Source organism: Nocardia ninae NBRC 108245 (assembly GCF_007990755.1).
GTDB classification, from domain to species: domain Bacteria; phylum Actinomycetota; class Actinomycetes; order Mycobacteriales; family Mycobacteriaceae; genus Nocardia; species Nocardia ninae.
This window is the reverse complement of the sequence record NZ_BJXA01000058.1, coordinates 34,237-58,497: the sequence shown is the minus strand read 5'-3', so window position 1 is coordinate 58,497 and position 24,261 is coordinate 34,237. Positions and strand designations below refer to the sequence as shown.

At 69.1% G+C, this 24,261-nt stretch carries 28 protein-coding genes; 7 read left to right on the top strand and 21 right to left on the bottom strand.

Annotation, left to right across the window (positions count from 1 at the left end; genetic code table 11):
- Both NN4_RS31560 and NN4_RS31555 read right to left on the bottom strand, forming a co-directional pair.
- A partial coding sequence (locus NN4_RS31560; protein WP_246181185.1) for a Trp biosynthesis-associated membrane protein occupies positions 1-644 on the bottom strand: 644 nt, incomplete at its 3' end.
- On the bottom strand, positions 641-2,188 hold the full coding sequence (locus tag NN4_RS31555) for an anthranilate synthase component I (protein WP_147139081.1): 1,548 nt from the start codon (positions 2,186-2,188) through the stop codon (positions 641-643). The genes NN4_RS31555 and NN4_RS31560, both read right to left, overlap by 4 nt.
- 238 nt (positions 2,189-2,426) lie before the next feature.
- Between NN4_RS31555 and NN4_RS31550 the strand changes: the two genes are divergently transcribed.
- From NN4_RS31550 to NN4_RS31535, 4 genes are all read left to right on the top strand, one after another.
- Entirely contained in the window at positions 2,427-2,720 is a 294-nt protein-coding gene (locus tag NN4_RS31550; protein WP_107655244.1) for a hypothetical protein, read from the top strand.
- Between the two features lie 119 nt (positions 2,721-2,839).
- Positions 2,840-3,301: a peroxiredoxin gene (locus tag NN4_RS31545; protein WP_147139069.1), complete on the top strand. Its 462-nt coding sequence runs from the start codon at positions 2,840-2,842 to the stop codon at positions 3,299-3,301.
- 82 nt (positions 3,302-3,383) lie between these two features.
- Positions 3,384-3,956 carry a permease gene (locus NN4_RS31540; RefSeq protein ID WP_147139068.1) on the top strand — a complete coding sequence of 191 codons (573 nt, stop codon included), beginning with the start codon at positions 3,384-3,386 and terminating at the stop codon, positions 3,954-3,956.
- 201 nt (positions 3,957-4,157) lie between these two features.
- Positions 4,158-4,598, top strand: coding sequence for a MarR family winged helix-turn-helix transcriptional regulator (locus NN4_RS31535; protein ID WP_234391360.1), 441 nt, complete (start codon positions 4,158-4,160; stop codon positions 4,596-4,598).
- A 68-nt stretch (positions 4,599-4,666) separates the two neighbouring features.
- On the opposite strand, the gene hisI is transcribed toward NN4_RS31535, so the two are convergent.
- From hisI to NN4_RS31490, 9 genes are all read right to left on the bottom strand, one after another.
- Positions 4,667-5,014 carry a phosphoribosyl-AMP cyclohydrolase gene (gene hisI, locus NN4_RS31530; protein ID WP_147139064.1) on the bottom strand — a complete coding sequence of 116 codons (348 nt, stop codon included), beginning with the start codon at positions 5,012-5,014 and terminating at the stop codon, positions 4,667-4,669.
- 7 nt (positions 5,015-5,021) lie between these two features.
- The gene (locus NN4_RS31525) at positions 5,022-5,447 is read right to left on the bottom strand and encodes a MarR family winged helix-turn-helix transcriptional regulator (protein ID WP_206055052.1); all 426 of its coding nucleotides are present in this window, start codon (positions 5,445-5,447) and stop codon (positions 5,022-5,024) included.
- Positions 5,448-5,575: 128 nt separating this feature from the next.
- Positions 5,576-6,520 (bottom strand): TIGR03564 family F420-dependent LLM class oxidoreductase, encoded by a 945-nt coding sequence (locus NN4_RS31520; protein WP_147139062.1) that lies wholly within the window; start codon positions 6,518-6,520, stop codon positions 5,576-5,578.
- Complete coding sequence (locus NN4_RS31515; protein WP_147139061.1) at positions 6,517-6,699, bottom strand: hypothetical protein; 183 nt, start codon at positions 6,697-6,699, stop codon at positions 6,517-6,519. The genes NN4_RS31520 and NN4_RS31515 overlap by 4 nt, the downstream gene beginning before the upstream one ends.
- Positions 6,700-6,756: 57 nt before the next feature.
- Complete coding sequence (gene hisF / locus NN4_RS31510) at positions 6,757-7,530, bottom strand: imidazole glycerol phosphate synthase subunit HisF (protein WP_147139059.1); 774 nt, start codon at positions 7,528-7,530, stop codon at positions 6,757-6,759.
- Between the two features lie 4 nt (positions 7,531-7,534).
- Positions 7,535-8,350, bottom strand: coding sequence for an inositol monophosphatase family protein (locus NN4_RS31505; RefSeq protein WP_147139057.1), 816 nt, complete (start codon positions 8,348-8,350; stop codon positions 7,535-7,537).
- On the bottom strand, positions 8,347-9,078 hold the full coding sequence (gene priA, locus NN4_RS31500) for a bifunctional 1-(5-phosphoribosyl)-5-((5-phosphoribosylamino)methylideneamino)imidazole-4-carboxamide isomerase/phosphoribosylanthranilate isomerase PriA (protein ID WP_107655235.1): 732 nt from the start codon (positions 9,076-9,078) through the stop codon (positions 8,347-8,349). The genes NN4_RS31505 and priA overlap by 4 nt, the downstream gene beginning before the upstream one ends.
- Before the next feature lie 131 nt (positions 9,079-9,209).
- Complete coding sequence (locus NN4_RS31495; protein WP_147139055.1) at positions 9,210-9,650, bottom strand: MarR family winged helix-turn-helix transcriptional regulator; 441 nt, start codon at positions 9,648-9,650, stop codon at positions 9,210-9,212.
- Positions 9,651-9,815: 165 nt separating this feature from the next.
- Entirely contained in the window at positions 9,816-10,343 is a 528-nt protein-coding gene (locus NN4_RS31490) for a hypothetical protein (RefSeq protein ID WP_147139053.1), read from the bottom strand.
- A gap of 213 nt (positions 10,344-10,556) precedes the next feature.
- Here NN4_RS31490 and NN4_RS31485 point away from each other — a divergent pair, with 213 nt between their 5' ends.
- The gene (locus NN4_RS31485) at positions 10,557-11,018 is read left to right on the top strand and encodes a hypothetical protein (protein WP_147139051.1); all 462 of its coding nucleotides are present in this window, start codon (positions 10,557-10,559) and stop codon (positions 11,016-11,018) included.
- Positions 11,019-11,020: 2 nt separating this feature from the next.
- Here the strand turns inward: NN4_RS31485 and hisH are convergent, their stop codons facing one another.
- From hisH to NN4_RS31435, 10 genes are all read right to left on the bottom strand, one after another.
- Complete coding sequence (gene hisH, locus NN4_RS31480) at positions 11,021-11,650, bottom strand: imidazole glycerol phosphate synthase subunit HisH (protein ID WP_147139049.1); 630 nt, start codon at positions 11,648-11,650, stop codon at positions 11,021-11,023.
- Complete coding sequence (gene hisB, locus NN4_RS31475; protein ID WP_107660219.1) at positions 11,647-12,264, bottom strand: imidazoleglycerol-phosphate dehydratase HisB; 618 nt, start codon at positions 12,262-12,264, stop codon at positions 11,647-11,649. Before hisB ends, hisH begins: the two co-directional genes overlap by 4 nt.
- A gap of 20 nt (positions 12,265-12,284) precedes the next feature.
- Positions 12,285-13,418 (bottom strand): histidinol-phosphate transaminase, encoded by a 1,134-nt coding sequence (locus NN4_RS31470; protein WP_147139047.1) that lies wholly within the window; start codon positions 13,416-13,418, stop codon positions 12,285-12,287.
- A complete protein-coding gene (hisD, locus tag NN4_RS31465; protein ID WP_147139046.1) occupies positions 13,415-14,752 on the bottom strand; it encodes a histidinol dehydrogenase in 1,338 nt (445 codons plus the stop codon). Before hisD ends, NN4_RS31470 begins: the two co-directional genes overlap by 4 nt.
- Positions 14,753-14,853: 101 nt before the next feature.
- Positions 14,854-15,456 carry a maleylpyruvate isomerase family mycothiol-dependent enzyme gene (locus NN4_RS31460; protein ID WP_246181184.1) on the bottom strand — a complete coding sequence of 201 codons (603 nt, stop codon included), beginning with the start codon at positions 15,454-15,456 and terminating at the stop codon, positions 14,854-14,856.
- 28 nt (positions 15,457-15,484) lie between these two features.
- On the bottom strand, positions 15,485-17,065 hold the full coding sequence (locus NN4_RS31455; protein WP_147139044.1) for a serine/threonine-protein kinase: 1,581 nt from the start codon (positions 17,063-17,065) through the stop codon (positions 15,485-15,487).
- Between the two features lie 156 nt (positions 17,066-17,221).
- On the bottom strand, positions 17,222-18,973 hold the full coding sequence (locus NN4_RS31450) for a penicillin-binding transpeptidase domain-containing protein (RefSeq protein WP_147139042.1): 1,752 nt from the start codon (positions 18,971-18,973) through the stop codon (positions 17,222-17,224).
- Positions 18,974-19,044: 71 nt separating this feature from the next.
- Complete coding sequence (locus NN4_RS31445) at positions 19,045-19,911, bottom strand: arylamine N-acetyltransferase family protein (RefSeq protein ID WP_147139040.1); 867 nt, start codon at positions 19,909-19,911, stop codon at positions 19,045-19,047.
- A gap of 121 nt (positions 19,912-20,032) precedes the next feature.
- Positions 20,033-21,022 carry an alpha/beta hydrolase family protein gene (locus NN4_RS31440; RefSeq protein ID WP_246181183.1) on the bottom strand — a complete coding sequence of 330 codons (990 nt, stop codon included), beginning with the start codon at positions 21,020-21,022 and terminating at the stop codon, positions 20,033-20,035.
- Positions 21,023-21,387: 365 nt separating this feature from the next.
- Positions 21,388-22,602 carry an MFS transporter gene (locus NN4_RS31435; RefSeq protein WP_147139038.1) on the bottom strand — a complete coding sequence of 405 codons (1,215 nt, stop codon included), beginning with the start codon at positions 22,600-22,602 and terminating at the stop codon, positions 21,388-21,390.
- A 106-nt stretch (positions 22,603-22,708) separates the two neighbouring features.
- Here NN4_RS31435 and NN4_RS31430 point away from each other — a divergent pair, with 106 nt between their 5' ends.
- Positions 22,709-23,050: an ArsR/SmtB family transcription factor gene (locus tag NN4_RS31430; RefSeq protein ID WP_147139037.1), complete on the top strand. Its 342-nt coding sequence runs from the start codon at positions 22,709-22,711 to the stop codon at positions 23,048-23,050.
- A gap of 23 nt (positions 23,051-23,073) precedes the next feature.
- Positions 23,074-24,252 carry a winged helix DNA-binding domain-containing protein gene (locus tag NN4_RS31425; RefSeq protein ID WP_147139035.1) on the top strand — a complete coding sequence of 393 codons (1,179 nt, stop codon included), beginning with the start codon at positions 23,074-23,076 and terminating at the stop codon, positions 24,250-24,252.
- Positions 24,253-24,261: the final 9 nt, after the last annotated feature.

Genomic DNA, 24,261 nt, shown 5'->3' with positions numbered 1-24,261 from the left:
AACGCCGCCAGCGCGCCGAGCAGGGCCAGCACGGCAGGCAGCAGCGACGTGGTCGCCTCCCCCACCTGCGCTCTGGCCGGTAGCTCGGCCAGCTTGGCGGCGCGCTCGGCGATCTTGCCGGAGTTGGTGAGCAGGGCGAAGGCGGGGACCGCGGCCACTGCGGCGACCAAGGCGATGAGCACGCCGAGGGTGCGGCGCAGCCAGCCACGCGTGGCCAGTACCGCGGCGATGGAGGCCAGCAGCACCAGGGCCAGCGGGGTGAGCGCGCCGAACCAGACGCCGCCGTTGAGGCGGTCGGTGCGTGGTTCGGTGAGGCCGTCGGAGGAGGTGACGGTCACCCAGGTCATGCGCGAGGAACCCCAGAGGGCCACGGCCGCGAAGGCGAGCAGGACGAGGGGCCCGACCGGGGATTTGCGCCGCGTTTCGGGGGTAGCCGCGGTCTCCGCACCTGCGGTCTCCGGGGTGACGAGGTCGGGATCGGGCACCGATCCGTCAGGTCCACCGTCGCCGATCGGCCCGGCACTCGAGGGAACGCCGGGATCGCGGCGGGCCGTTTCGGACGGAGGTCCCGACCCGGTCCCGGTGCCGGCGGGATCGGCGGCGCGGGCCGGGTCGATGTCGCCGCCGGACTCGGCTGCCGTCATGCGTCCGCACCGTTCGTCGCGCCGTACGCGCGGACCGTTTTCGCCGCGGCGATCGCCTTGAGTACCGCCATCGCCTTGTTGCGCGCCTCGACGTCCTCGTACTCGGCGACCGAGTCGGCGACGATCCCCGCGCCCGCCTGAACGTAGGCGGTGCCGTCCTTCAGCAACGCGGTGCGGATGGCGATCGCGGTGTCCGCGTCACCCGCGAAGTCGAGATAGCCGACGACGCCGCCGTAGACGCCGCGGCGGGTGGGTTCGAGTTCCTCGATGAGCTCCATCGCGCGCACCTTCGGCGCACCGGACAGCGTGCCCGCCGGGAAGCAGGCGTTCACCGCGTCGAGCGCGATCTTGCCCGCGGCGAGCCGGCCCGACACCGTCGAAACCAGGTGCATCACATGGCTGTAGCGCTCGATGTGCCGGTACTCGGTGACCCGCACCGTGCCCGGCTGACAGACCCGCCCGAGGTCGTTGCGGCCGAGGTCGACGAGCATCAGGTGCTCGGCGTTCTCCTTCTCGTCGGCCAGCAGGCCCTTCTCCAGCAGCAGATCGTCCTCTTCGGTGGCGCCGCGCCACCGGGTGCCCGCGATCGGATGGGTGGTCGCCACCCCCTCCTTCACGGTGACCAGCGACTCCGGGCTGGAGCCGACGATGGAGAACGCGGTGCCGCCGTCGCCGTCGGGCACGTGCAGCAGGTACATGTACGGACTCGGGTTCGACGCGCGCAACATCCGGTACAGGTCCAGTGGCGCGCCGTCGTAATCCATTTCGAAGCGCTGCGAGAGCACCACCTGGAACGCCTCGCCCGCCTCGATCTCCTTGACCAGGCGGCGCACGCCCGCGGCGAACTCCTCGGTGGTGCGTCGGCGCCGGAACTCCGGCTCCGGCCGATCGAAGACCGACACGGTGGACGGTGCGGGGGCGCCGAGCGCCTCGGTCATCCGGTCCAACCGGGCGACCGCGTCGTCGTACGCCTCGTCGACCCGCTCGGCGGTGCCGTTCCAGTTGACGGCGTTGGCGATCAGCGTGATCGCGCCTTCGTGGTGGTCGAAGGCGGCGAGGTCGGTGGCGAGCAGTAGCACCATTTCCGGCAGTTGCAGATCGTCGAGCGCCAGGTTCGGCAGCCGTTCGATCCGGCGGACCGCGTCGTAGCCGAGGTAGCCGACCATGCCGCTGGTCAGCGGGGGCAAGCCGGGCAGTCGCTCGGTCTGCAGCAGTTCGAGGGTTTCGCGCAGCGCGACCAGTGGATCGCCGCCCGAGGGCGCGTCCACCGGAATGTTGCCCAACCAGGCCGCTTCGCCGTCGACCACGGTCAGGGCCGACGGGCTGCCCGCGCCGATGAACGACCAGCGCGACCACGATCGCCCGTTCTCCGCCGACTCGAACAGGAACGTTCCCGCCCGATCGTCGGCCAGTTTGCGGTAGGCGGAGAGCGGAGTTTCGGAGTCCGCCAACACCTTTCGGGTCACCGGTACCACTCGATGTTCCGCGGCCAGCTGGTGAAACTGTTCGCGGGTCGTGGTGGTGGGAGTCGACGCGCCTTGCATGGTCACATCATCCCAGGCCACACCGACAGCCCATGCGGCGCACCCCGAGCGGCTGCGCCGAGACCGGCTTCGACCACCACGAACACCTTCGACCCGGACGTGCCAAACCACATCCATCACACCAGTAACAAACTCGACCGCCCGGTTCTCATGCCCCCGATCGCCGCGTGACGGGCGTCTCTACACTCGCTCCGTTCCATCTCGCACGCGGTATCCCATGATCGAGAGGAGACAACTGATGTACCCCTCGCAACCGGAGGGCAGGCACGCCGCCCCGGGCGGTGCGCCGAGCCAGCCCCCACGGATGGTCGGTCTGCAGTCGAAGACAGGCCCCCAGGGTGCCCCGAATGCACTAGCCACCTTCGTCACCTACGCGAAGGCGCTCGAATCCCTGGACAAGAACCATTTTCCGGACGAGTACGCCACGCACGCCGACCGCATCAAGGAACTGAGGCCGTTCCTGCGCGCGCACGGCATTCTCGACGTCATGCAGATCAAGAACCCCGAAGTGGCGGCCCTGCTCGGCGTTTAGGGGCGCAGCCGCGTAGTCCGTCAGCAGGTCAGCTCTGGCCACAGCGAAGGCGGGAGTGCGCAATTGAGCCGCAACGGTGCGGTACCGGGTGCGACATGTGCCCGGTACTGTCCCTTTCTATGCAGACAGGACAGCTCGCTCCCCAGTTCGAGCTCCCCGATCAATCAGGCACGCTCCGGTCGCTCGACGCGTTGCTCGCGGACGGTCCGCTGGTCCTGTTCTTCTACCCCGGCGCGAACACCCCGGTGTGCACGGCCGAGGCCTGCCACTTCCGGGACGTAGCCGCCGATTTCGCCGCGCTCGGCGCCTCGTGCGCGGGCATCAGCGCCGACGGCGTCGACACCCAGGCCGGTTTCGCCGACAAGCAGCGCCTCGGCTACCCCCTGCTCTCCGACCCCGACGGCACGGTCGCCGCGCAGTTCGGCGTGAAGCGCGGGCTGCTCGGCAAGCTGGCGCCGGTGAAGCGCCAGACCTTCGTCATCGATCAGGACCGCACCGTCCGCAAGATCATCACCGGCGAGCTGCGGGCCAACGTGCACGCCGACGAGGCGCTGAAATTCCTGCGCGAGCGCGCGAGCTAGTTTCCGGCCACCGGGACGTCCGCAGGCCGAAACGCCGAGGCGAACAGCCCGTTTCCGCACACATCCGGCTTACGCTGGCCCCATGACTGCGACCGACGGACAGCTGCAGCAGAAATCGACCGGGCCGGCCTGGAAGACATGGGCCGTCGGCGGGCTTGCGGTTCTCGCCCTTTTGTTCATCGCCTACTTCATCCTGTCCGCCTTCATCCCACGCTGGTGGGCGCAGCGGATCGCGGAGATGGTCAACGGCAGCTTCAGCAAGGGCATCGGCTGGGGGCTGGTCTTCGGCTGCGTGTGCACGGTCGTCCCGCTGTTCCTGCTGCTGTTCGCGGTGCGGGTGTGGCGGCGCCGGGGCGGGCGGTTCATGGCAGGCGTGGCGGCCGTCATCGCGGTACTCGTCGCGATTCCCAATCTGATGACGTTGACCATCGTGCTCGGCGGCAGCAATGCCGCGCATGCCGGACAGCGCATTCTCGATGTCGACGCACCCGCCTTCCGCGGTGCCACGATGGCCGGTGCGATCGCCGCGGCCGCGGTCTTCCTCGCGGCGCTTTTCCTGGTGGTCACCCGCTGGTGGCGGCGCAGGCATCCGAAGCGCCAGACCGCTCCAGCTACCCCTGGCGACACCACCATGACGCGGCCCGACGGTTTGTGAGTGAGCTCACGCTCCTTAGCAACTTCATGACGGGCGAGCGAAGTCGTGGCAAACTCGAAGTCACGGGTGACTGTGAACATGCTTTTCAATAATCGGTAGGCTTACTAACAAAACCACGTCACTTGGCTTGAAAGAAGGCACACAGTGACGAAGTGGCTCGACCCGATTGAACAACGAGCATGGCGCGCGATTGTTGCGCTGATGACCCGCCTACCAGGCGCTTTGGATACCCAGCTGCAGCGCGAGTCCGGGGTCACCCATTTCGAGTATTGGGTTTTGACCCTGTTGTCCGAGGAACCGGGTCATCGGCTGCAGATGAGTGACCTCGCCCACAAGGCAAATGCATCGCTATCACGGCTTTCGCATGTCGTGTCGAAGCTGGAACGGATGGGCTGGGCGGAGCGCTCCGCTACCGCCGGGCGCCGTGGCGTGCAGGCGGTACTGACAGACGACGGCTACCACAAGGTCATCGAGGCGGCGCCCGGTTATCTGGATGCGGTGCGGCACCTGGTGTTCGACGGGCTCGAGCCGGAACAGACGGCCCAGCTGGCGGAATTGAGCGAGCTGCTCGCCGATCACCTCACCGATGCGCTGAGTCGCTCCCCGGGGTCCGGGCAGGAAGATCGGTCTTCGGAGACCTAGGCCGCGCGTCGAAATCCGGCCGGCGATCCAGCCCAGAGGCGCCGATGGGACTTCGACAGAGGACCTGATCAGGCCGGGTCGGCCAGCAGGACGTCGGAGTCGAAGCAGGTGTGTGTTCCGGTGTGGCAGGCCGCGCCCTCTTGGTCGACGACCAAGAGGATGGTGTCGCCATCACAGTCGAGCCGAACCTCGTGCACGTACTGGGTGTGACCGGAGGTCTCCCCCTTGACCCAGTACTGCTGGCGCGAGCGCGAGTAGTAGGTCGCCTTGCGCGTTTCCAAGGTGCGGGCCAGCGCCTCGTCGTCCATCCACGCGACCATCAGCACGTCACCGGTGCCGCGTTCCTGCGCGACAGCGGCGACCAGGCCCGCGTCATTGCGTTTGAGGCGGGCGGCGATGGTGGGGTCGAGAGTCATGGGACCGTTATAACAGTCGGACATCGGCGTTACGCAGGGCGGCCACGGTGTCGCTGTCGGATTCGTCGAGCGCGGCGGTCAGCGTGTTGCGGTAGGTGTCCCCGGCGGACCGGAGCCGTTCGCGCCCTTTGTCGGTGATCACCGTGTAGACGCCGCGCCGATCATCCGGGCACAGATCTCGATAGGCCAGCCCGGCGGCGTCGAGCCTGCCGACCAGCCTGGTCACCGAACTCTGATTCAAGCCGAGCCGCGCGGACAGGTCCTGCATCCGCAGTTCGCCGTCGGGCGCCTCGGCGAGGAAGCCGAGGGCCCGGAATTCCGAGAGCCCCAGACCGTGCCCACGCTGTACGGCCGCCGCCAATCGACCCTCCACCTGGGCGTGCAGGGCGATCAATCGGTTCCACATCTGCTCGTCGTGCGCACTGTTCGACACCACTTATGTGTACATGCATGCTCCTGCCTGCGCAAAGAGGGGTGCCGGCCTGGTCGTGCACGAGATCATCTGCCCGCGCACGGGATCGTCGGCAATCCCGTGCGCGGCGGGCAGATTTCGTGCCGAGATCACCGCTCAGCGGCGCGATTCAGTTCGCCGAGTAGTTGCCAGGTGCGCTGCTGATCGGCGGGCGTGGTGAGGTCGGTTTGGGCGAAGACCACATCGGTGGCGCCCGCCTCGAAATACTCGGCGACGCGGTCGGCGACGGTTTGTTCGTCGCCGATGACGACGAGCTCCGCGGCGCGAGAAACCCCGGACAGCTCGATGATTCGGCGGTAGGAGGGGATGTCGTTGTAGAAGGCGGACTGCACCTCGGCTTCCGCCCGTGCGCCGTCGACGTCGTCGGTGACGACACCGGGGACCATGGCGACGATGCGCGGCGCGAGCCGACCAGCCCGGTCGGCGGCCTCGGTGAGGGGCGCCACGATGTGGTCCGCCAGCGCCTTCGGCCCGACCAGGAACGGTAGTGCGCCGTCGGCGAGTTCGCCGGTGACGCGCAGCGCCTGCGGACCCATCGCGGCAACCAGGACCGGTACCTTCGGCTGCGCGCCCGCGACCGCGGTGGTCAACGGCGCGACCGCGGTGAGCGTCTCGCCGTGGAAATCCACTGTGCCGCTGTCGAGTACGTCGTGCAGCGCGGTCAGGAACTCACGCAGCCGGGCGATCGGCCGGTCGTAGGTGACACCGAAGGCCGGCTCGGTGAACGCCTGCGTGCCGAGGGCAAGACCGAGCGTGAACCTGCCGTAGGTCGCGGCCTGCGCGGTCTGCGCCTGGCTGCCGATCAGCAGCGGATGGCGGGCCGAGATCGGTATCGCCGAGGTCCCGACGGCCAACTCGGGCACCTCCCGGCCGACCACCGCGGACAGCACGACGCTGTCGTGACTGAACGTCTGCCCGAACCACAGCGAACTCAACCCGGCCGCGGCGGCTTGCCTGCCTGCGGCCACCGCAGCGTCCACCACGTTGTCGGTCGCGTCGAGGCTGAAGGGCGACAGCGAGATTCCGATGCTCATCCCCGGTGCAACATCGGTCGCCACGAAACTGATTCCGCCACGGTGGATTCCGCCACCGCGACCGGCCACGTGACCGAGTGGCGGCGGTCGCTGCGGGTGGTGTCGCGTTGCAGCCTGGTCACCGGATCCAGGTAGGCGATCTCGGTGATGCCTTTGCCGCCAGCCGCGGCGGGTGGCAACGCGGCGGTAGAGCGGGGTATCGATCGGGATCGCGGCGGCGTGGGCCGCGGCGGTGACTAGCGGACGACGATGTCCGCCGCGCGCATCGAGTCCTTGACCTGCCCGATGGTCAGCTCACCGAAGTGGAAGACGCTGGCCGCGAGCACCGCGTCGGCGCCCGCTTGGACGGCGGGTGCAAAGTGTTCGACGGCACCGGCTCCCCCGCTGGCGATGACGGGGACCGAGACCGCGGCGCGGACGGCACGGATCATGGCGAGGTCGAAGCCTGCCTTGGTGCCGTCGGCGTCCATCGAGTTGAGCAGGATCTCGCCGACGCCCAATTCGGCTCCGCGCGTTGCCCATTCGACCGCGTCCAGGCCCGTGCCGCGTTTGCCGCCGTGGGTGGTGACCTCCCAGCCAGACGGGGTGGCGGCTTGCCCGGCCGGAACCGTGCGGGCGTCCACGGACAGCACGATGCACTGCGAGCCGAACCGCTCCGACATCTCGCGCAGCACCTCGGGTCGCGCGATGGCGGCGGTGTTCACCGACACCTTGTCGGCGCCCGCGCGCAGCAGCCGGTCGACGTCCTCGACGGTGCGCACTCCGCCGCCGACGGTGAGCGGGATGAAGATCTGCTCGGCCGTGCGGGTGACCACGTCGATCATGGTGCCGCGATCGCCGGTGGAGGCGGTGACGTCCAGGAAGGTCAGCTCGTCGGCGCCCTGCGCGTCATAGGCCGCGGCCAGCTCGACGGGATCGCCTGCGTCACGCAGGTTTTCGAAGTTGACGCCCTTGACCACCCGGCCGGCGTCGACGTCCAGACACGGAATCACGCGTACCGCCAACGTCATCGGCTCACCCTTCCTCCGTGGTCACCGGATCGGCGACCGTGCAGATCATTTCGAGGAGTTCCTCGTGCACGCCCGGCGCGGCGGCCAGCACCGAACCCGAGGTGATGGTCCACGGCTCGCCCGCCAGGTCGGTGACCACACCGCCCGCGGCGCGGATCAGCGCGACGCCCGCGGCGTTGTCCCAGGGATGGTGGCCGAACACGATGGCCCCGCCGAGCACCCCCGACGCGGTGAACGCCAGGTCGATGCCGGTGGAGCCGTGCATCCGCACGCGGGAGGAGAGCCTGCTGAGCGGGCCGAGCAGATCGAAGCGGAATTGCCCGGGGATCCGGCCCTGCGCGTCCACGTTGAACGCGCCGAAGCCGATCATCGCGTCGGCCAGCTTCCCGTGCGGCAACGGCGGCAGCGGTTGGCCGTTGAGCAGCACCGGGCCGCCTGCGATGGCGGCGTAACGCTGTCCGAGCAGCGGCAGCCAGGTCAGGCCGAGTACCGGCTCGCCCTCGTGCACCAGCGCGAGCAGCATGCCCGAAAGTGGGTGTCCCGACGAGTAATTGAATGTTCCGTCGATCGGATCGAGCACCCATGCGGTGCCCGACACGAGCTGCGGGCCGCCGAATTCCTCACCGTGCACCTCGATTCCGGTGCGCTGCTCCAGCTGGGCGGAGATGGTGCGCTCCAGCTCCAGGTCGAGTTCGGTGGCGAAGTCGTTGCGGCCCTTGGTCACCGCGCTCGGCGCGCCGACCCCCTCGATGAAGCGCGAGGTGACCGAGTCCAGGATCTCGCGCGCGACCGCGAGCAGTGCGGGGAGGTCCTGGCTCATCTCACCGCGGCCAGCGCCTCGGGCAGCGTGAACCGGCCCGCGTAGAGCGCCTTGCCGACGATCGAACCCTCGACGCCGTCGGGCACCAGTTCGGCGATCGCGATCAGGTCCTCGATGGTGGAGACGCCGCCGGAGGCGATCACCGGTGCGTCGGTCGCGGCGCAGACCTCGCGGAGCAGGTCCAGGTTGGGGCCGGTCAGCGTGCCGTCCTTGGTGACGTCGGTGACCACGTAGCGGGAGCAGCCGTCGCGCTCCAGGCGCTCGAGCACCTCCCACAGGTCGCCGCCGTCGCTGACCCAGCCGCGGCCGCGCAACCGGTAGTCGCCGTCGATGATGCGCACGTCCAGGCCGACCGCGACGCGTTCGCCGTGCTTGGCGATGGCCTTGGCGCACCACACCGGATCCTCCAGCGCGGCGGTGCCCAGGTTCACCCTGGCGCAGCCGGTGGCCAGGGCGGCCTCCAGTGTGTCGTCGTCGCGGATGCCACCGGACAGCTCCACTTTGACGTCGAGTTCGCCGACGACCCCGGCCAGCAGTTCGCGGTTCGAGCCGCGGCCGAACGCCGCGTCCAGGTCGACCAGGTGCACCCACTCCGCGCCCGCGCGCTGCCATTCCAGGGCGGCTTCGCGGGGGGAGCCGTAGTTGGTTTCGCTACCGGCCTCACCTTGTACGAGGCGCACAGCTTCGCCGTTGGCGACATCGACGGCAGGCAAAAGCACGAGACTCACGACTGTGCCTCGCTCGGCTCCGTCGTCCTCGACGCTGTGTTGATGGTTCGGTCGCTGCGCACACTCACGGGCATGAGCCTAGTGGTTAGCTGTGCGCGCCCGGTCTCCGGCCTGCGCGGATAGGAGCTGGGTCACCGATCGAGGATGCGGGTGAGCAGCCGGATGAACTCGGCGCGCTCCGCGGCGTCCAGACCGGCCAGTAGTTCGTCCTGCGCACCGGCCAGGCGCTCGTCCAGTTCGGCGAGATGGGCCGTGCCCGCGTCGGTGATGGTGACGATTTTGCGCCTGCGGTCGCCGGTGTCCGGGCTGCGCTCGACGAAGCCGCGGTCGGCTAGCTCGTTGACGGTGGCGACGATGTCGCTGCGGTCGATCCGGGTGCGCCTACCCAGGTCGGCCTGGCTGATAGCACCGAATTCGCCGAGCGCGGCGAGCAGCGCGTAGTGATAGCGCCGCGAGCCGGTGGCATGCAGGGCCCGCTCGGTCGCCCGGTTGGCGACGAGGGCGACCTGATTGACCAGCCGAGTCGGCAAGGCCCGCAATTTGGCGGGAGCGTCCTCGCGCGAGATCTCCATGCCAGCAATCTAACGCTTGTTGGTCACACCCACAATATGTTGCCGCTGGTCGGACAGCGGCTCGACGCCTTGGCCGGCAACTGCTGCAAGCCGCGTCCAACTCTTCATCACCCACCGCAGCCGGCGGCCATTTTGAACCGAACCATTCGGCTGCTGCCGTCGGTGTCAGGTCAGCGACGGCACAGGTTCAGCGCCATTTGCCAGTACCCGTCGGCGGTAACAGACCAGCGCGGCGGTCACTGCGAACAGTGCGGTGAACGCCGCCGCAGCGATTCGGAAACCTTGCCCGATCAGGAATTCTGTTGCGGCGCGCTCGATTTCGGCGAGGGTGTGCTTGTCGCGGTCGTCGAACAGGATCGATGCGCGCGGCCACTGGTACAGGATCGACAGGAGGAACTGTCCGCTGACCAGTGAGGCCAGCGACAGTCCTACCCAGCGCAGCCCGATCCGATAGCGCACCGCCGCCACACCGGCGATCAACGCGCATAGCGTGAGCACACCGCCGAGTGGGCGCATCACGTCACCGACCGCGACCACGCTCATGAACTGTTCGGTGAGCTCCAGCGACTCAGGGATGTCCCGGAAAATGTTGGGATACAACAGCATTGTCTCTGCCGCGGTGGTGCCGAACGCGAAACACGCGACCACCGCATACCCCGATAGCACGACCAATGGAACTGTGACGCTGCGCATATCATCCTCCTCGGATCGACCGTAGATCCGAGCCGTCGCAGCCGAATCCGGAGCGAACCCCCATATCCGCCGCGCCGAGGTCAGGGTCTACCCGGAGGGCCGACGACCACGGTCTCGTGAGCGAGCCGCCCCGTCGGCCGGAAACCACCGGTAGTGTCTCGCCTCGGCGATCGCTCCGGTCACTTACTTCCGCACTCTCCCTAGGGATCTCATATGACGCGCTCGACTCACGCTGCCGTGCTCATGATTTCGGCAGCCACCTGCACCGCGGTGCTCGCCACCGCGCCGACCGCCGCGGCCGCCCCGCCCGAGGAAGCACGGCTGGCCGGCTGCGATTTCGGCACCGTCGCAGGGACCTACGACTACGCGAGCTTCGATGAGCACGCGAACAAGATGCTCGAGCTGACGACCGGGACGTTCCGGACGGAGTTCGAGCAGGCCCGGCCGACCATCCAGGCCGACGCCGCCGCGAATCACGCCCGCGCCGAGGTCAATTCGGTGGACTGCCGGGTCGTCTCCGGCGACGCCGCCACGGCGGACATCACCGTCGATGTGGTGCGGACGACGACGAGCGACGCCACCGATGGCCTGCCGAAGACCAACAAGATGTCCCTGCTGATCACCGTCGAGAACGTGAACGGTCGCTGGCTGGTCAACCGGGCCGAAACCAAGTAGGGCTACAGCGCCTGCACCCAATTGCGCAGCAGCTGAGCGCCGGCGTCGCCGGACTTCTCCGGGTGGAACTGGGTCGCCGAGAGCGCCCCGTTCTCCACCGCGGCGAGGAACGGCACGCCGTGCTCGGCCCAGGTCAGCCGGGGGGCGTCGAAGTGATCGCCGGGCGGCAACTCCCACTTCTGCGCGGCGTAGGTGTGCACGAAGTAGAACCGGGTGTCGGCGTCCATCCCCGCGAACAGCACGCTGTCCTGCGGCGCCGACACGGTGTTCCAGCCCATGTGCGGCAGCACCGGAGCGGACAGGCGTTCCACGGTGCCCGGCCATTCGGCGCAGCCGTCGGTTTCCACGCCGAATTCGACGCCGCGCTCGAACAGGATCTGCATGCCGACGCAGATGCCGAGCACCGGGCGGCCACCGGCCAGGCGCTGACCGATGATCCGCTCGCCCCGCACCTTTCGCAGTCCCGCCATGCAGGCGGCGTAGGCGCCGACGCCGGGGACGACGAGGCCGTCGGCGGCCAGCGCGACCTCGGGATCGGCGGTCACCTCGACCTTCGCGCCCGCACGAACCAGCGCCCGCTCGGCGGAGTGCAGATTTCCCGAGCCGTAGTCGAGCAGGGCAACAGAGGTCACAGCGTCCCCTTCGTCGAGGGGATGCCCTGCACCCGCGGATCGAGTTCGACCGCGGCACGCAAAGCCCGTGCCACCGCCTTGAATTCGGCCTCGGTGACGTGGTGCTGGTCGCGGCCGTACAGCACGCGCACGTGCAGGGCGATGCGCGCGTTCAACGCGATCGACTCGAAGACGTGGCGGTTCAGCACGGTGGAATACGGTGCGCCGGGCCCGGACCCGGGAATCACAGCGTGCAGCAGGTGTTCCGGCTCGCCGGTGTGCACACAGTACGGACGCCCGGACACGTCGACCGCGGCGTGCGCCAGGGTCTCGTCCATCGGGATGAAGGCATCACCGAACCGGCGGATACCGACCTTGTCGCCCAACGCCTTTCCCAGCGCCTGGCCGAACACGATCGCGGTGTCCTCCACCGTGTGGTGCGCCTCGATCTCGATGTCGCCCTCGGCCCGCACGGTCAGGTCGAAGCTGGCGTGCGCGCCGAGCGCGGTCAGCATGTGGTCGTAGAACGGGACGCCCGTGGCGATCTCGGTCTTGCCGGTGCCGTCCAGGTCCAGCTCGACCACGATGCTGGACTCTTTGGTGACGCGCTCCACCCGCGCGGTTCTATTCATGATCTTTTCCTCCACAGGCGGATTCATCGGGGCGTGAGGTCGGTGTGCACCAAGACGCGGCTGACTTTCAGCAGTTCGTCGTTCTCCGCGGCCAGGCCGATGGTGGTGCGCAGGTAGCCGGGGATGCCGACGTCGCGGATCAGCACGCCGTGGTCCAGGTAGCGCTGCCAGCTGCCCGCCGCGTCGGTGAAGCGGCCGAACAGCAGGAAGTTCGCATCGCTGGGGATCACGTCGAAACCGATCTCGGTCAACTCCGCAGCCACTCGATCACGCTGCGCGGCGAGTTCGGCGACGCTGCCGAGGGTTTCGTCGGCGTGCCGCAGCGCCGCCCGCGCGGCCGCCTGGGTGACCACCGACAGGTGGTACGGCAGCCGCACCAGCAGCATCGCCTCGATCACCGCGGGCGCGGCGACCAGGTAGCCGAGGCGACCGCCCGCGAAGGCGAACGCCTTGCTCATGGTTCTGGTCACCACCAACTTCGTCGGAAACCGGTCGATCAGCGCGAGGGCGCTCGGCTGCGCGGAGAACTCTCCATAGGCCTCGTCGACCACCACGATCCCCGGCGCGGCCGTGAGGATCCGGGCCAGGTCGTCCTGCGGAATGCTGTGCCCGGTCGGGTTGTTCGGGCTGGTCACGAACACCACGTTGGGCGAGCGCTCCGCGATGGCGGCCACCGCGTAGTCGACGTCGAGGGAGAAGTCGGCGTCGCGCTCGGCCTCGATCCATTCGGTGTCGATGCCCTCGGAGATGATCGGGTGCATCGAGTACGACGGCACGAAACCCAGTGCGCTGCGGCCCGGTCCGCCGAACGCCTGCAACAGCTGCTGCAGGATCTCGTTGGAACCGTTTGCCGCCCAGACATTGTCGGTGTCCACCGCGACACCCGTTTGCCTGGTGAGGTATTCGGCCAGGTCGGCGCGCAACGCCACCGCGTCCCGGTCCGGGTAGCGGTGCAGGTCGGCGGCGGCGATCCGAATGGACTCGGCGACGTCGTCGATCAGCGCCCGGCTCGGCGGGTGCGGGTTCTCGTTGGTGTTCAGTTGCACCGGCACCGTCAATTGCGGTGCGCCGTAAGGCTTCTTGCCGCGCAGGTTCTCCCGCAGCGGTAGGTCGGCCAAGCTGATGTCCGCGCCGGGCACAATGGCCTGCTTGGTCATGACAGCGCCTCGAACCGAACCTGCACGGCCTGGCCGTGGGCGGGCAGGTCCTCGGCGTTGGCCAGGGCGACGACGTGACCGGCGACATCCTTCAGCGCCGCCTCGGTGTAGTCGACCACGTGGATGCCGCGCAGGAACGTCTGCACGCTCAAACCCGAGGAGTGCCTGGCACATCCGGCGGTCGGCAGCACGTGGTTGGAGCCGGCGCAGTAGTCGCCGAGGCTCACCGGTGCGTACGCGCCGACGAAAACCGCTCCGGCACTGCGCACCCGGGCGGCCACCGCGGCGGCGTCGACGGTCTGGATCTCCAGGTGTTCGGCCGCGTAGGCGTTCACCACGCGCAGGCCCTGCGCGATGTCGTCCACCAGCACGGTCCCGGACTGCTTGCCACGCAACGCTTCGGTCACCCGTTCGGCGTGCTTCACCACGGTCAGTTGCCGGGTCAGCGCCGCGTCCACCGCGTCGGCCAGCTCCGCGCTGTCGGTGACCAGCACGCTGGCCGCGAGCACGTCGTGCTCGGCCTGGCTGATCAGGTCCGCCGCCACGTGCACCGGGTCGGCGGTCGCGTCGGCCAGGATCGCGATCTCGGTCGGCCCCGCTTCCGCGTCGATGCCGACCAGGCCGCGGCACAGCCGCTTGGCGGCGGTCACGTAGATGTTGCCGGGTCCGGTGATCAGGTCGACCGGCTCCAGCTGGGCGCCGTCGGTGTCGACGCCGCCGTAGGACAGCAGCGCGACGCCCTGCGCGCCGCCGACCGCCCACACCTCGTCGACGCCGAGCAACCGCGCGGCAGCCAGGATCGTCGGGTGCGGCAGGCCGCCGAATTGCGCCTGCGGCGGCGAGGCCACCACCAGCGAGCCGACGCCCGCCGTCTGGGCGGGCACCACGTTCATCACCACGCTCGACGGGTAGACGGCGTTGCCGCCGGGCACGTACAGCCCGACCCGCTCGACCGGCACCCAGCGCTCGGTCACCGTGCCGCCGGGTACCACCTCGGTGGTCTTGTCGGTGCGCCGCTGGTCGGCGTGTACCTTCCTGGCCCTGGCGATGGATTCCTCCAGCGCCGCACGCACGGCAGGATCCAGCTCGGTCAGCGCCTTTTCCAGCTCGGCCGCCGGTACGCGCACCGTGGCCGGACTCACCCCGTCGAACTGCTCGCTGTACTCCTGTGCCGCCGCGACGCCACGATCGCGGATCGCCTCGACCACCGGTCGCACATGATGCAGCACCGAGTCCACGTCGACTCCCCCGCGCGGCAGCGCGGCGCGCAGCTCGGCAACAGAGGGAGTGCGACCGCGCAGATCAACGCGGGCGAGCTCGATGCGGGTAGTCATGTGGTGTCGATCCTTGTCTTCAGCCGAATCCGCAACAGGAAAGTTGCAGCTACCAGCCTAGTCGGCCGACGCCACCGGTTATCCGCGTGGTGTCCTACGGCTCACCCGCAGCGTCGCCGCAGTTCGACCACGCCGTCACCGGCCAGCTCATCGACCGCGACCGCGCGTCCGACCATGGCGAGCACGATCGCCTCCCCCGGGCCGCGCACCTCCGGACCATGCCCCTTCGACCAGCTGACATCGGTGGCCACGAACCGCAGCCCCCTGGTGCGCCGCCACGGCATCGCGAACGGGTCAGGATGTTCCAGGACGGTGATCAGGCGATCCGCCGGGATCGTGCGAGCACGCCCGAGCGGTCGCCGGATGTCCTGCTGATGGACCATCACATCCGCCAGGGCCAGCCTCGGCGCGTACTTCGAGACCCGCCCCGCCGCATGCTCGAACTTGTCTACCAAAGCCTCGGTCGACAGCGCCTTCGCCTTTTCCACGAGCCGACCATTGAACCGATCGACGGACAACCCACACCGAACCGCGATTCCCCCGTACGTCGGCAGCCCGATGGTGTCGTACAGCAAATGCCCGACCACATCCCGCACCCGCCACCCGTCACACAGCGACGGACTCTCCCACTCCTCGTCACTCAACGTACGCAGCAACGAGATCAGTTCAGCACGTTCCTCGGCCAGCATCCCCCGGACATCCATGTCCAAAGTTTAGTGGCGCGAACGCCTTTCAGGTAAGGGACGGGAAGCGGGTATCGCTGTCGAGCAGGAGCTTGCCGCCGGAGCTGATCACGCGCAGGGTCATCGCCTTGTCCTGGCCGTCGACGATCAGGCTGGCCAGCTCGATGTCGAGCGAGCCGTCGGAGTTGTTGCCCGCTTTGACAGCTCGGATGCTGGAGAAGTTCTCGACCGTGTGCGTGGTCCAGTACTGGCGGAACGCCGTCTCGGAGCCGTAGAGCTTCTGCGCCGCGGGTGTCAGCGTGGACCACGAGCCGCTTGCGTCGTCGTAGAACCGCTTCACCAGTGCCGCCGCAGGTCCCTCGGTGACCGTGCCATCGCTGGGGGTCTTACCGACCGTTCCGGACGGAGGGGTCGAGCTCGTGCCACCGGTCGGCGAACTGGTGGACGGCGGGCTTGCGTTCACCGTCGGTGAATTCGAGTCCTGCTGCGACAACGTGCCGATGAGGATCGCGCCCACCGCTACGACGGCACCGATGGCCGCGCCGATGATGACGGCCTTGCTCTTACCGCCGGACTTGCGCGGAACAGGGCGGGGCTGGGCTGCGGTGCGCGGGTGGGTCGCGGTGTTGGTCTGCGCGGGGCGACGCGGCGCGGGCTGCGGGCGGGGGGCCGGGCGCTGCGGGCGCGGCTGGCGTTCGGTCGGCTGATGGACCGGAGCCGACACCGCCGAGGGGCGCAGTGCCCGGGTGGCGGATTCGGGCGCGCCGTTGCGGCGGCGCACGAAAGCTTCACTGGCGGGGACGAATCCAGCGGTCACCGGGGCGGGGCCCGCGTCGGCGAAGGCGGCGAGGTGGTCGAGTGCCGCGCGCATGGTCGGCCGGTCCTGCGGTTCCGGGCTGAGCAGGTCCAGCAGGAAATCCGTTGCGGGACCGGCGTTGCGGGGTTCGCTGACCTGACCGTTGGCCGCGGCGTACAGCACCGCGAGCGGGTTGGCGTTCGCGCCGTACGGCGGTTCACCTTCCAGTGCGTGGAAAAGTGTTGCGCCAAGGGCGAATACGTCCGAGGCGGGGGTCGGGTCGGCGCCACGGGCCATCTCGGGGGCGAGGTAGGCGGCGGTGCCGCAGATCAGGCCGGTTTCGGTGAGCGTGACGTCACCGGCGGCGCGGGAGATGCCGAAGTCGGTGATCTTCACGGTGCCGTGGTCGTCGAGCAGGATGTTGCCCGGCTTCACGTCGCGGTGCACGATGCCCGCGTCGTGCGCGGCGATCAGCGCCGAGGCGACCTGCTCACCGATGCGGGCGACCTGCGTCAACGGCAGCGGGCCCTGCGTGGAGAGCACGCCGGCCAGGCTGTTGGACTTCAGGTACTCCATCACCAGGCAGGGATCGCCCTGATGCTCGGTGATGTCGAACACGACGATCGCGTTCGGATGCTGGAAGCGGGCAGCGTTGCGAGCCTCTCGGATCGCACGTTGGCGCACCACATCACGCTCGGCCTCGGGCAGGCTCGGCTTGATATGGATCTGCTTGACGGCCACCGAGCGTTGCAAGCGCTCGTCGATGGCACGCCAAACAACACCTGTGCCGCCGCTACCAATCCGCTCGACCAGGCGGTAATGCTCCGCGATCAACTGACCGGTATCGATGGCGCCTACTCCGAACCTTCTCGAAATCGTGACATCCCGCTTATTGCTTACAGACGCGGTCCGGGGACGAGTGTAGCTGGCCGCGGAACTTCGGTCCGCGCCAGCAGGGGCATATTCTCCGCCCACATCGGCGCGGCGGGGCTAGCGCGCCGCCCGCAGCATCCGCCCCGCCGCGTCCACCGCGGGTCCGGAGCTGTTCGCGTCGTTGACGAATACCGCAAACGCCAGGTCATCGGCGATACCGACGAACCACCCGTGCGCGTGCTGGTCGTCGATGTATTCCGCGGTGCCCGTCTTGCCGAGCAAGCCCGGAATATCACGCAGCTGGGTCGCGGTGCCTGCCGTGACCGTCTCCCGCATCATGGCTTTGACCTGCTCGGCAACGCTGGCGGGCAGCGCGGCCGGCGTCTTGTCCGGCGTGCCGGGCTTGCCCTGCACGATGGCGGGCGCGGGCACCGAGCCGCGCGCGATGGACGCGGCGACCAGCGCCATGCCGAACGGCGTAGCGGTCACCTTTCCCTGACCGATAGCCGACTCGACCCGCAGCGCCGGGGTGTCCGCGGGCGGCACCTTGCCGGTGACGGTGGTCAGCCCGGGTGTGACGTAGTCGATGCCGAGACCGAGCTGTGCCGCTGCATTCGTCAACGCATCGGCGGGCAGTTTCACCGCGAGCGAGCCCATGGTGGTGTTGCAGGAACGCGCGAACGCAGTATGTAGCGGCACCTGTCCCAGGTCGAAATTGTTGTCGTTGGGGATCTTGCGACCCTCGATGTTCGCGACGCCGGGGCAGGGCAGCACGGTGTCCGGGGTGACCGTGTCCGCTTGCAGTGCGGCCGAGACGGTCACCGTCTTGAAGGTCGAACCGGGCGGGTACAGGCCGGTGAGCGCGATCGGGCCCTGTGCGTCGGCGGCATTGTTCTGCGCGACCGCGACCACGTTGCCGGTGGAGGGTTGCAGCGCGACGATCGCCGCGGGCTGGGTGATCGGCGCCAGCGCCGCCTCGGCCGCCTGCTGCAGGTCGATGTTCAAGGTGGAGGCGATATCGGCGGTCGGCTTCGGATCCTGGCCACCGACCCGCTGGGTGCCCTCGCCGGTCTGCGCGCGCACCGCCCAGCCCGCGCCGGCGTCGGCGTTCTGCTGCCACAGCTCGGCGAGTCCGGACAGGGCGGGCGAGGCCAGCGACTTGTCGGTGGTGAGCAGGCGGGTCTGCGGCGCGAGCGTGACGCCGGGCACGGCGGCGAGCTGCGGCTGGATCGGCGCGATGTCGGCGTCGCGCAGGCTGATCGCGGTGATCGGTTTACCCTGCGCCGCAGCGAGTTCCGCTTGCAGCGACTGCGCGGTGATGTCGGGCGCGATCGGGGTGAGCAGCGCGGCGAGCGCGGCGGTATCCGCGCCTGGGCTCACGTTCACCAGCGTGACCACCTGCTGGGTCATCAACTCGCCGCCGCTGGCGTCGAGGACGCGGGCGGGCTTGGGATAGACCGGGCTGTAACTCAGCGGACCTGCGGCCAAGCCCGGCGCGACCGTGTCCGGGTTCCACTTGACCTTCCAGCCGTCGCCGCCCTCGTCCGCGGTGCCGGTGGTGGTGTAGGTCCACTCGGCCGCGCCGTCCTTGCCGAGCTTCCAGGTGGCGGCCAGCGTGAAGGTGTTCTTGTCGATCGAGCGGACATCGAAGCGCACCTCTTTGCCGAGGCCGTCATAGAGCTTGCCGAGGGCGTCGGAGGCCTTCGCCGGGTCATCGGTGAGGCCTGCGGCGGCGGCCACGTCGTCGCGGTTCAGCGCGTCGGCGAACTGGCCTGCGACGGTGTCGGGCTGGTCCGGGCCGGACGAGCAGGCGGCGAGCACGAGCGCGGGTGCGGAGAACAGGACGAGGGACTTCCGGTGGGTACGCACCCCGCCGACTGTAACCGCCGACCCCGGCGAGTCGGCAGAGGCCGTGCCGGGATCGGCGCTCGCGTGCCTGATCAGGCGGTGTGCCAGGCGCCCGCGACGAGGGCGGCGGCATCGGCCTCGGTGAGCTCGATGTCGAACTCTTCGGCCAGAATCTTCGGTAGTTCGGTCGCCTCGATCTGCCGGGTTTCGCTGGTGCCGTCCGGCCGCTCGGTGATCACCGTGGTGCCGTCGACGACGCGGTGTACGTCCGGGAGGAACCGCTGCGCGTAGGGGCGAGTGGTGAACGGTGAACGCGGCGACGTCGACACGAAGTGGTTGCCGACCGCGAAATCGATGCGGTACTGCGGCGTCATCGCGAATGTGTAGCGGTCGATCCACCCGTCCTTGTCGAACTGGTGCAGCACCCATAGGTCGCTGTCCAGCTCGCCTCGGGTGAGCTCCAGCCGGAACCGCCAGTCGCCCGCCGTGAATTCGCCCACCTCGGTGGACAATTCGATCGGTGCGAGCGGGCCCGCACCGAATCCGACGTCGCACAACCACACTCGGTCGTCGTCGCTGGTGGTCACGCGCAGCAGGGCGTGCGTCGCGGGGCGCAGGCCCTCCGTCGCACCCATCGTCACCCGTGCGTGCAGGGCGGTGATGCCGAAGCCGAGTCGCTCCAGCGCAGCCGCGAACAGGCCGACGTGCTCGTAGCAGTAGCCGCCGCGGCGTTGCCGAATCAGCTTGTCCTGCAAGGAATCCAGATCGAGCGGGATGGTGCGGCCGAGGATGATCTCCAGGTTCTCGAAGGGGATCGAGGTGGTGTGCGCATGCACCAGCTTGCGCAACGTGTCGAGGGTCGGTGCGCGCTCGCCGTCGAACCCGATGCGCGCCAGGTACCCGTCCAGGTCCAGGTCCGCGCCGTTCCAGTGGTACGCCGGGTCCGTCGGTTCGCTCATCGTGGCCTCACTTCCTCGTCGGTGTTGCCAGGCACAACCGTGTCCGGTCACGATCCTGTTCCCCGTGGTGCGAATCGGCGAGTGTGGGCTCCGCCATGGTTGCTGCTCCGTTCGGCCCGGATCAGGCGGCGCACTTGGCATTCGGCGGTGCGGCAGGTCCGGTCGCGATGCCGTGGGCGACGTCGACCAGGTAGTCGCGGTCCGGACCGTCGACGGGTTCGATGCCGAGGAGCAGCCGCTCCACGACACAACCGCCCTCGAAGAAGGCCGGGCCGACGCTGTGATCCCCGGGAACCACGGCGCCGTTCAGGTCGCGGCCGGTGACGATGGTGTACATCGAGGTCGGTTTGCCCGCGGCGAGCAACCCGGCCCGCATCTCCAGCGTGGTCGGATACGGCACCACATCGTCGCCGGTGCCATGGATCAGGAACGCGCGCTTTACGTCCATCCGGCCGGCCAGCAGCGCGGGCGAACGCTCGACGTAGGCCTGCGGGCAGACGATCGGCGTGCAGCCGCCCGCGTCGCGTTCGATCTGCGCGGGCAGGTCCGGATCGACCACCGACGCGCCGAGCCACATCGTGAAATCATCTGCGGGACCGTAGTTGTCGACCCAGTAGTCGAACAGTCCGCGCGGTCCGTGCGCCGCGGCGAGCCCGCTCATGATGCCGCCTTGGCTCCAGCCCCACAGGACCGTGCGCGCGATGGAACGATGCTCGTCCCGGTACCACTGGGTCGCGGCGACGATGTCGCGCCAGCCTGCCCACAGGTTCCACTCACCGGTGCGCCAGACGCTGCTGGCCGAGCGCAGATCCATCGACAGCACCGGGGTGCCGGTGCGCCGGGAGATCGACGTCAGATAACCCGCGTAGTCGCCGGCGGCCCCGTCGTGCCCGTGCACCGCGACGACCAGATCCGTCGGCGGAAGATCACCCGGTGCGCAGCGGTACGGCTCGTAGACCAGCCCCGTCGCCTCCTCACCGTCGACGGTCAGCGTCACCGAGCGCACCGCGACCTCCGTCGCACACGCCGGTTCGGCCGACACCGACGCGCTGGTCATCGCGCATGCAGCCAACAGGGCACCCACCGCCACCAGTACGTATCCGCGCCTCATCCTCGAATAATGGCACGCCACCGGTACGGCGCCCGAGCACCCGGCCGTAGCGAACGGCGACTGTCACCCGTCCCAGCACCATCCGACGTCAGCCCTCGACCGCCCCTCGGCCCGGCGCGAACCGACAGCCGACCGGCCCGGCCCTGCGCGACCCCATCCGGCCGGGCGCGGCGCGATCCCACCCGGCCCGACGGGGCCCGGTCCGGCGCAATCCGACACGGCGCGATCCGCGCGGCCCGGCGCGAACCGACAGTCGACCGTCATCCAGCCGACCCGACCGGACCCCGCGCGAACCGACACCAACCGTCACCCCGCCCGGCGCCACCCGGCCCAGCGTGATCCAACTCGGGCCGGACCGCGACCCGTCACGCAGCTCGAGGCGATTCGGCACCAGACCGAACCGCGACAACTGCGCCGCCCACCATCGCCGCCGCTCCCACCACGATCCCGAACACCGTCGCACCACCGGTCAGACCGATTGCGTCACTGAGGAATCCGGCGGTCAACGGCAGTGCGGCGGCGGGCAGGTATCCGCCGACATTCTGTGCGGCGTTCGCCTCGGCGAGCCGATCGGCGGGCACGCTCGCGCTGATCGCGCTGAGACCACCGAATTGGCCCAACCCCTGCCCGACTCCGGCCAGGACCGCAGCCGCCGCGAACAGTACGAGCGACGACAGCCGCAGCGAGAGGATCAGCGTCAGCATGCTCGCCGTAGTGGCGACGGCGCCGCCGAGCAGGATCGTGCGCACCGATAAGCGCCGCGCGGCGAACTGAATGCCGGTGGCGCCCAGGAACATCACGAAAGCGAGCCCGCCGGCGACGACCCGGTTGGTGGCGCCGAGCAGGTGCGCGAGCAGCGACGGTCCCAGCGAGAGCACGAAGGAGGTCGCCGTGATCCCCGGCGCGAATACCGCGATGCCGAGCAGCACCGCCGTTCGTCCGCCCGGTGCCACGGCGGGAATCCGCAGCCACGGCCCGCGCCCACCCGCGCCCTTCGGCAGCTCCAGCCGGGCAACCACCACGAAAGCCGAAGCAAGCAGCGCGATCTCGACCACGAAGATGGTCACCGTCGGGCCGGGCACGGTCTCGGACAAGACACCGGCGAGCAGCGGTCCGAGCCCGGCACCCAACACCATCGCCGACGAAGCGGCCAGCGCCGCAGTACGTTTGCGTCCCGGCCCGCCCACATCGGTCACCGCCGCCATCCCGGCGGACACCGCCGCACCCACCGCAATACCGGTGAGCAGCCGCGCAACGGCAAGCACCGCAACCGAACCCGCGGTGGCGAACAGCACGCACGCCACCATCGCCAGCGCGATCGCGGGCAGCAGCACCGGCTTGCGGCCGATCCGATCCGACACCACCCCGGCGACCAGCAGCGCGCCGAGTAGCCCGGCGATATAGCTGGCGAAGATCGCCGTCAAGGTTCCTGCGGAAAAGCCGAGCTCGCGCTGCCACACCACATACAGCGGCGTCGCGGCGTTCGACAGCACGAACACCGTCATGACCGGCCACGCCGCCAACCACACGAGGCCGTCCTTCGCAGGCACCGACTGTCGGTGCGTCGTGAGCGTCGCCATACCAACCTCCACTAGTTCGACTTTTCTCGTACCGATACGATCACGGTCGAACTTAGCATCTAGTACGATAAAATACGTACAGGGCGCGACGACCCCAGGAGACCCGATGCCACCGGCCAGCACAGTCCCCGAGACCCGTCTGCCCGAACCGGACCGCGCCGACCTGCGCCTCGACCAGGTGCTCGCCGCACTCAGCGACCCGCTGCGGCTGACCATGGTGCAGAAGCTGCTGACCGAGTCCCCCGACACCGACCGCTCCTGCGGCTGGTTCGACATCGACCGCCCGAAATCGACACTCACGCACCACTTCCGGGTGCTGCGCGAAGCGGGCGTGACCAGACAGCAGCGCTACGGCCTCGAGCGCCGCAGCAAGGTCCGCATCGACGACCTCGACGCCCGCTTCCCCGGCCTGCTCGACCTGGTCCGCGCCTGGGAACCGGCGGAATGACCTCCGAACGCTAGGATTCGCCTATGCGTTCGATTGATGTCGCCGAGCGGCGGGCCAGGCTGGCGGTACGGCACCGGCTCGCGGCGGCGAACCGTACCGACGAGGTCGCCGAGATCGTCCGGTCGCTGGTGGTGCTGCACGCGACCGATCCGGCGACGGTGTTCCTGTCCGTCGGCGCGCGCAGCAACACCGCCATCCCGGCGCACGTCGAGCGGGCGCTCTACGACGACCGGACGCTGCTGCGCCTGCTCGCCATGCGGCGCACCATGTTCGTCGCGCCGATCGAGCTGGTCCCGGTGTTGCAGGCGTCGTGCGCGGATGCATTGGCGCACAAGCAGCGTCGCACCTACGGGAAGTACCTCGAGCAGGCCGGCGTCATCGACGGTGACGTCCAGCGGTGGCTCGCCGAGGTAGAAGCCGAAACCCACGACGCACTGCTCGCGAGAGGCGCCGCTACCGGCATGCAGCTGAGCAAGGATGTGCCCCGGCTGCGCACGCAGGTGAATACCGCGCCGGACAAGGCGTATTCGAAGCCGACCAACATCACCACCTGGGTGCTGGTGACGCTCGGCTGCGAAGGCCGCATCGTCCGCGGCCGCCCGAACGGCAGCTGGTCGAGCAGCCAGTACACCTGGGAACCGATCGAATCCTGGCTGCCCCACGGTGTTCCGTCGCTGCCGATCGAGCAGGCCCGCGCCGAACTGCTCCGGCAGTGGCTACACGCCTTCGGACCGGCCCCGATCACCGACCTCAAATGGTGGACCGGCTGGGGCGTCGGCGAAGTCCGCAAGGCCCTCACCGATCTCGATCTGGTCGAGGTCGATCTGGACGGCACAACGGGTTTGCTGCTCGCCGACGACGTGGAACCCGTTGCGGCGCCGGAACCTTGGGCGTCACTGCTGCCCGCGCTCGATCCCACCCCGATGGGCTGGCAGTCCCGCGACTGGTACCTCGGCCCGCACGCGCCCGCCCTGTTCGACACCAACGGCAATATCGGGCCGTCCATCTGGTGGAACGGACGCATCGTGGGCGGTTGGGCGCAGCGCAAGGACGGCGAGATCGTCTATCGCCTGCTGGAAGACGTTGGCACCGACGCCACGGCGATGATCGAGGCGGAAGTCGCGCGGACCGCCGAGTGGTTCGGCGACGTCCGCGCCATCCCGCGTTTCCGTACCCCGCTGCAACGGGAACTGACCGCCTGACGGCGAGGA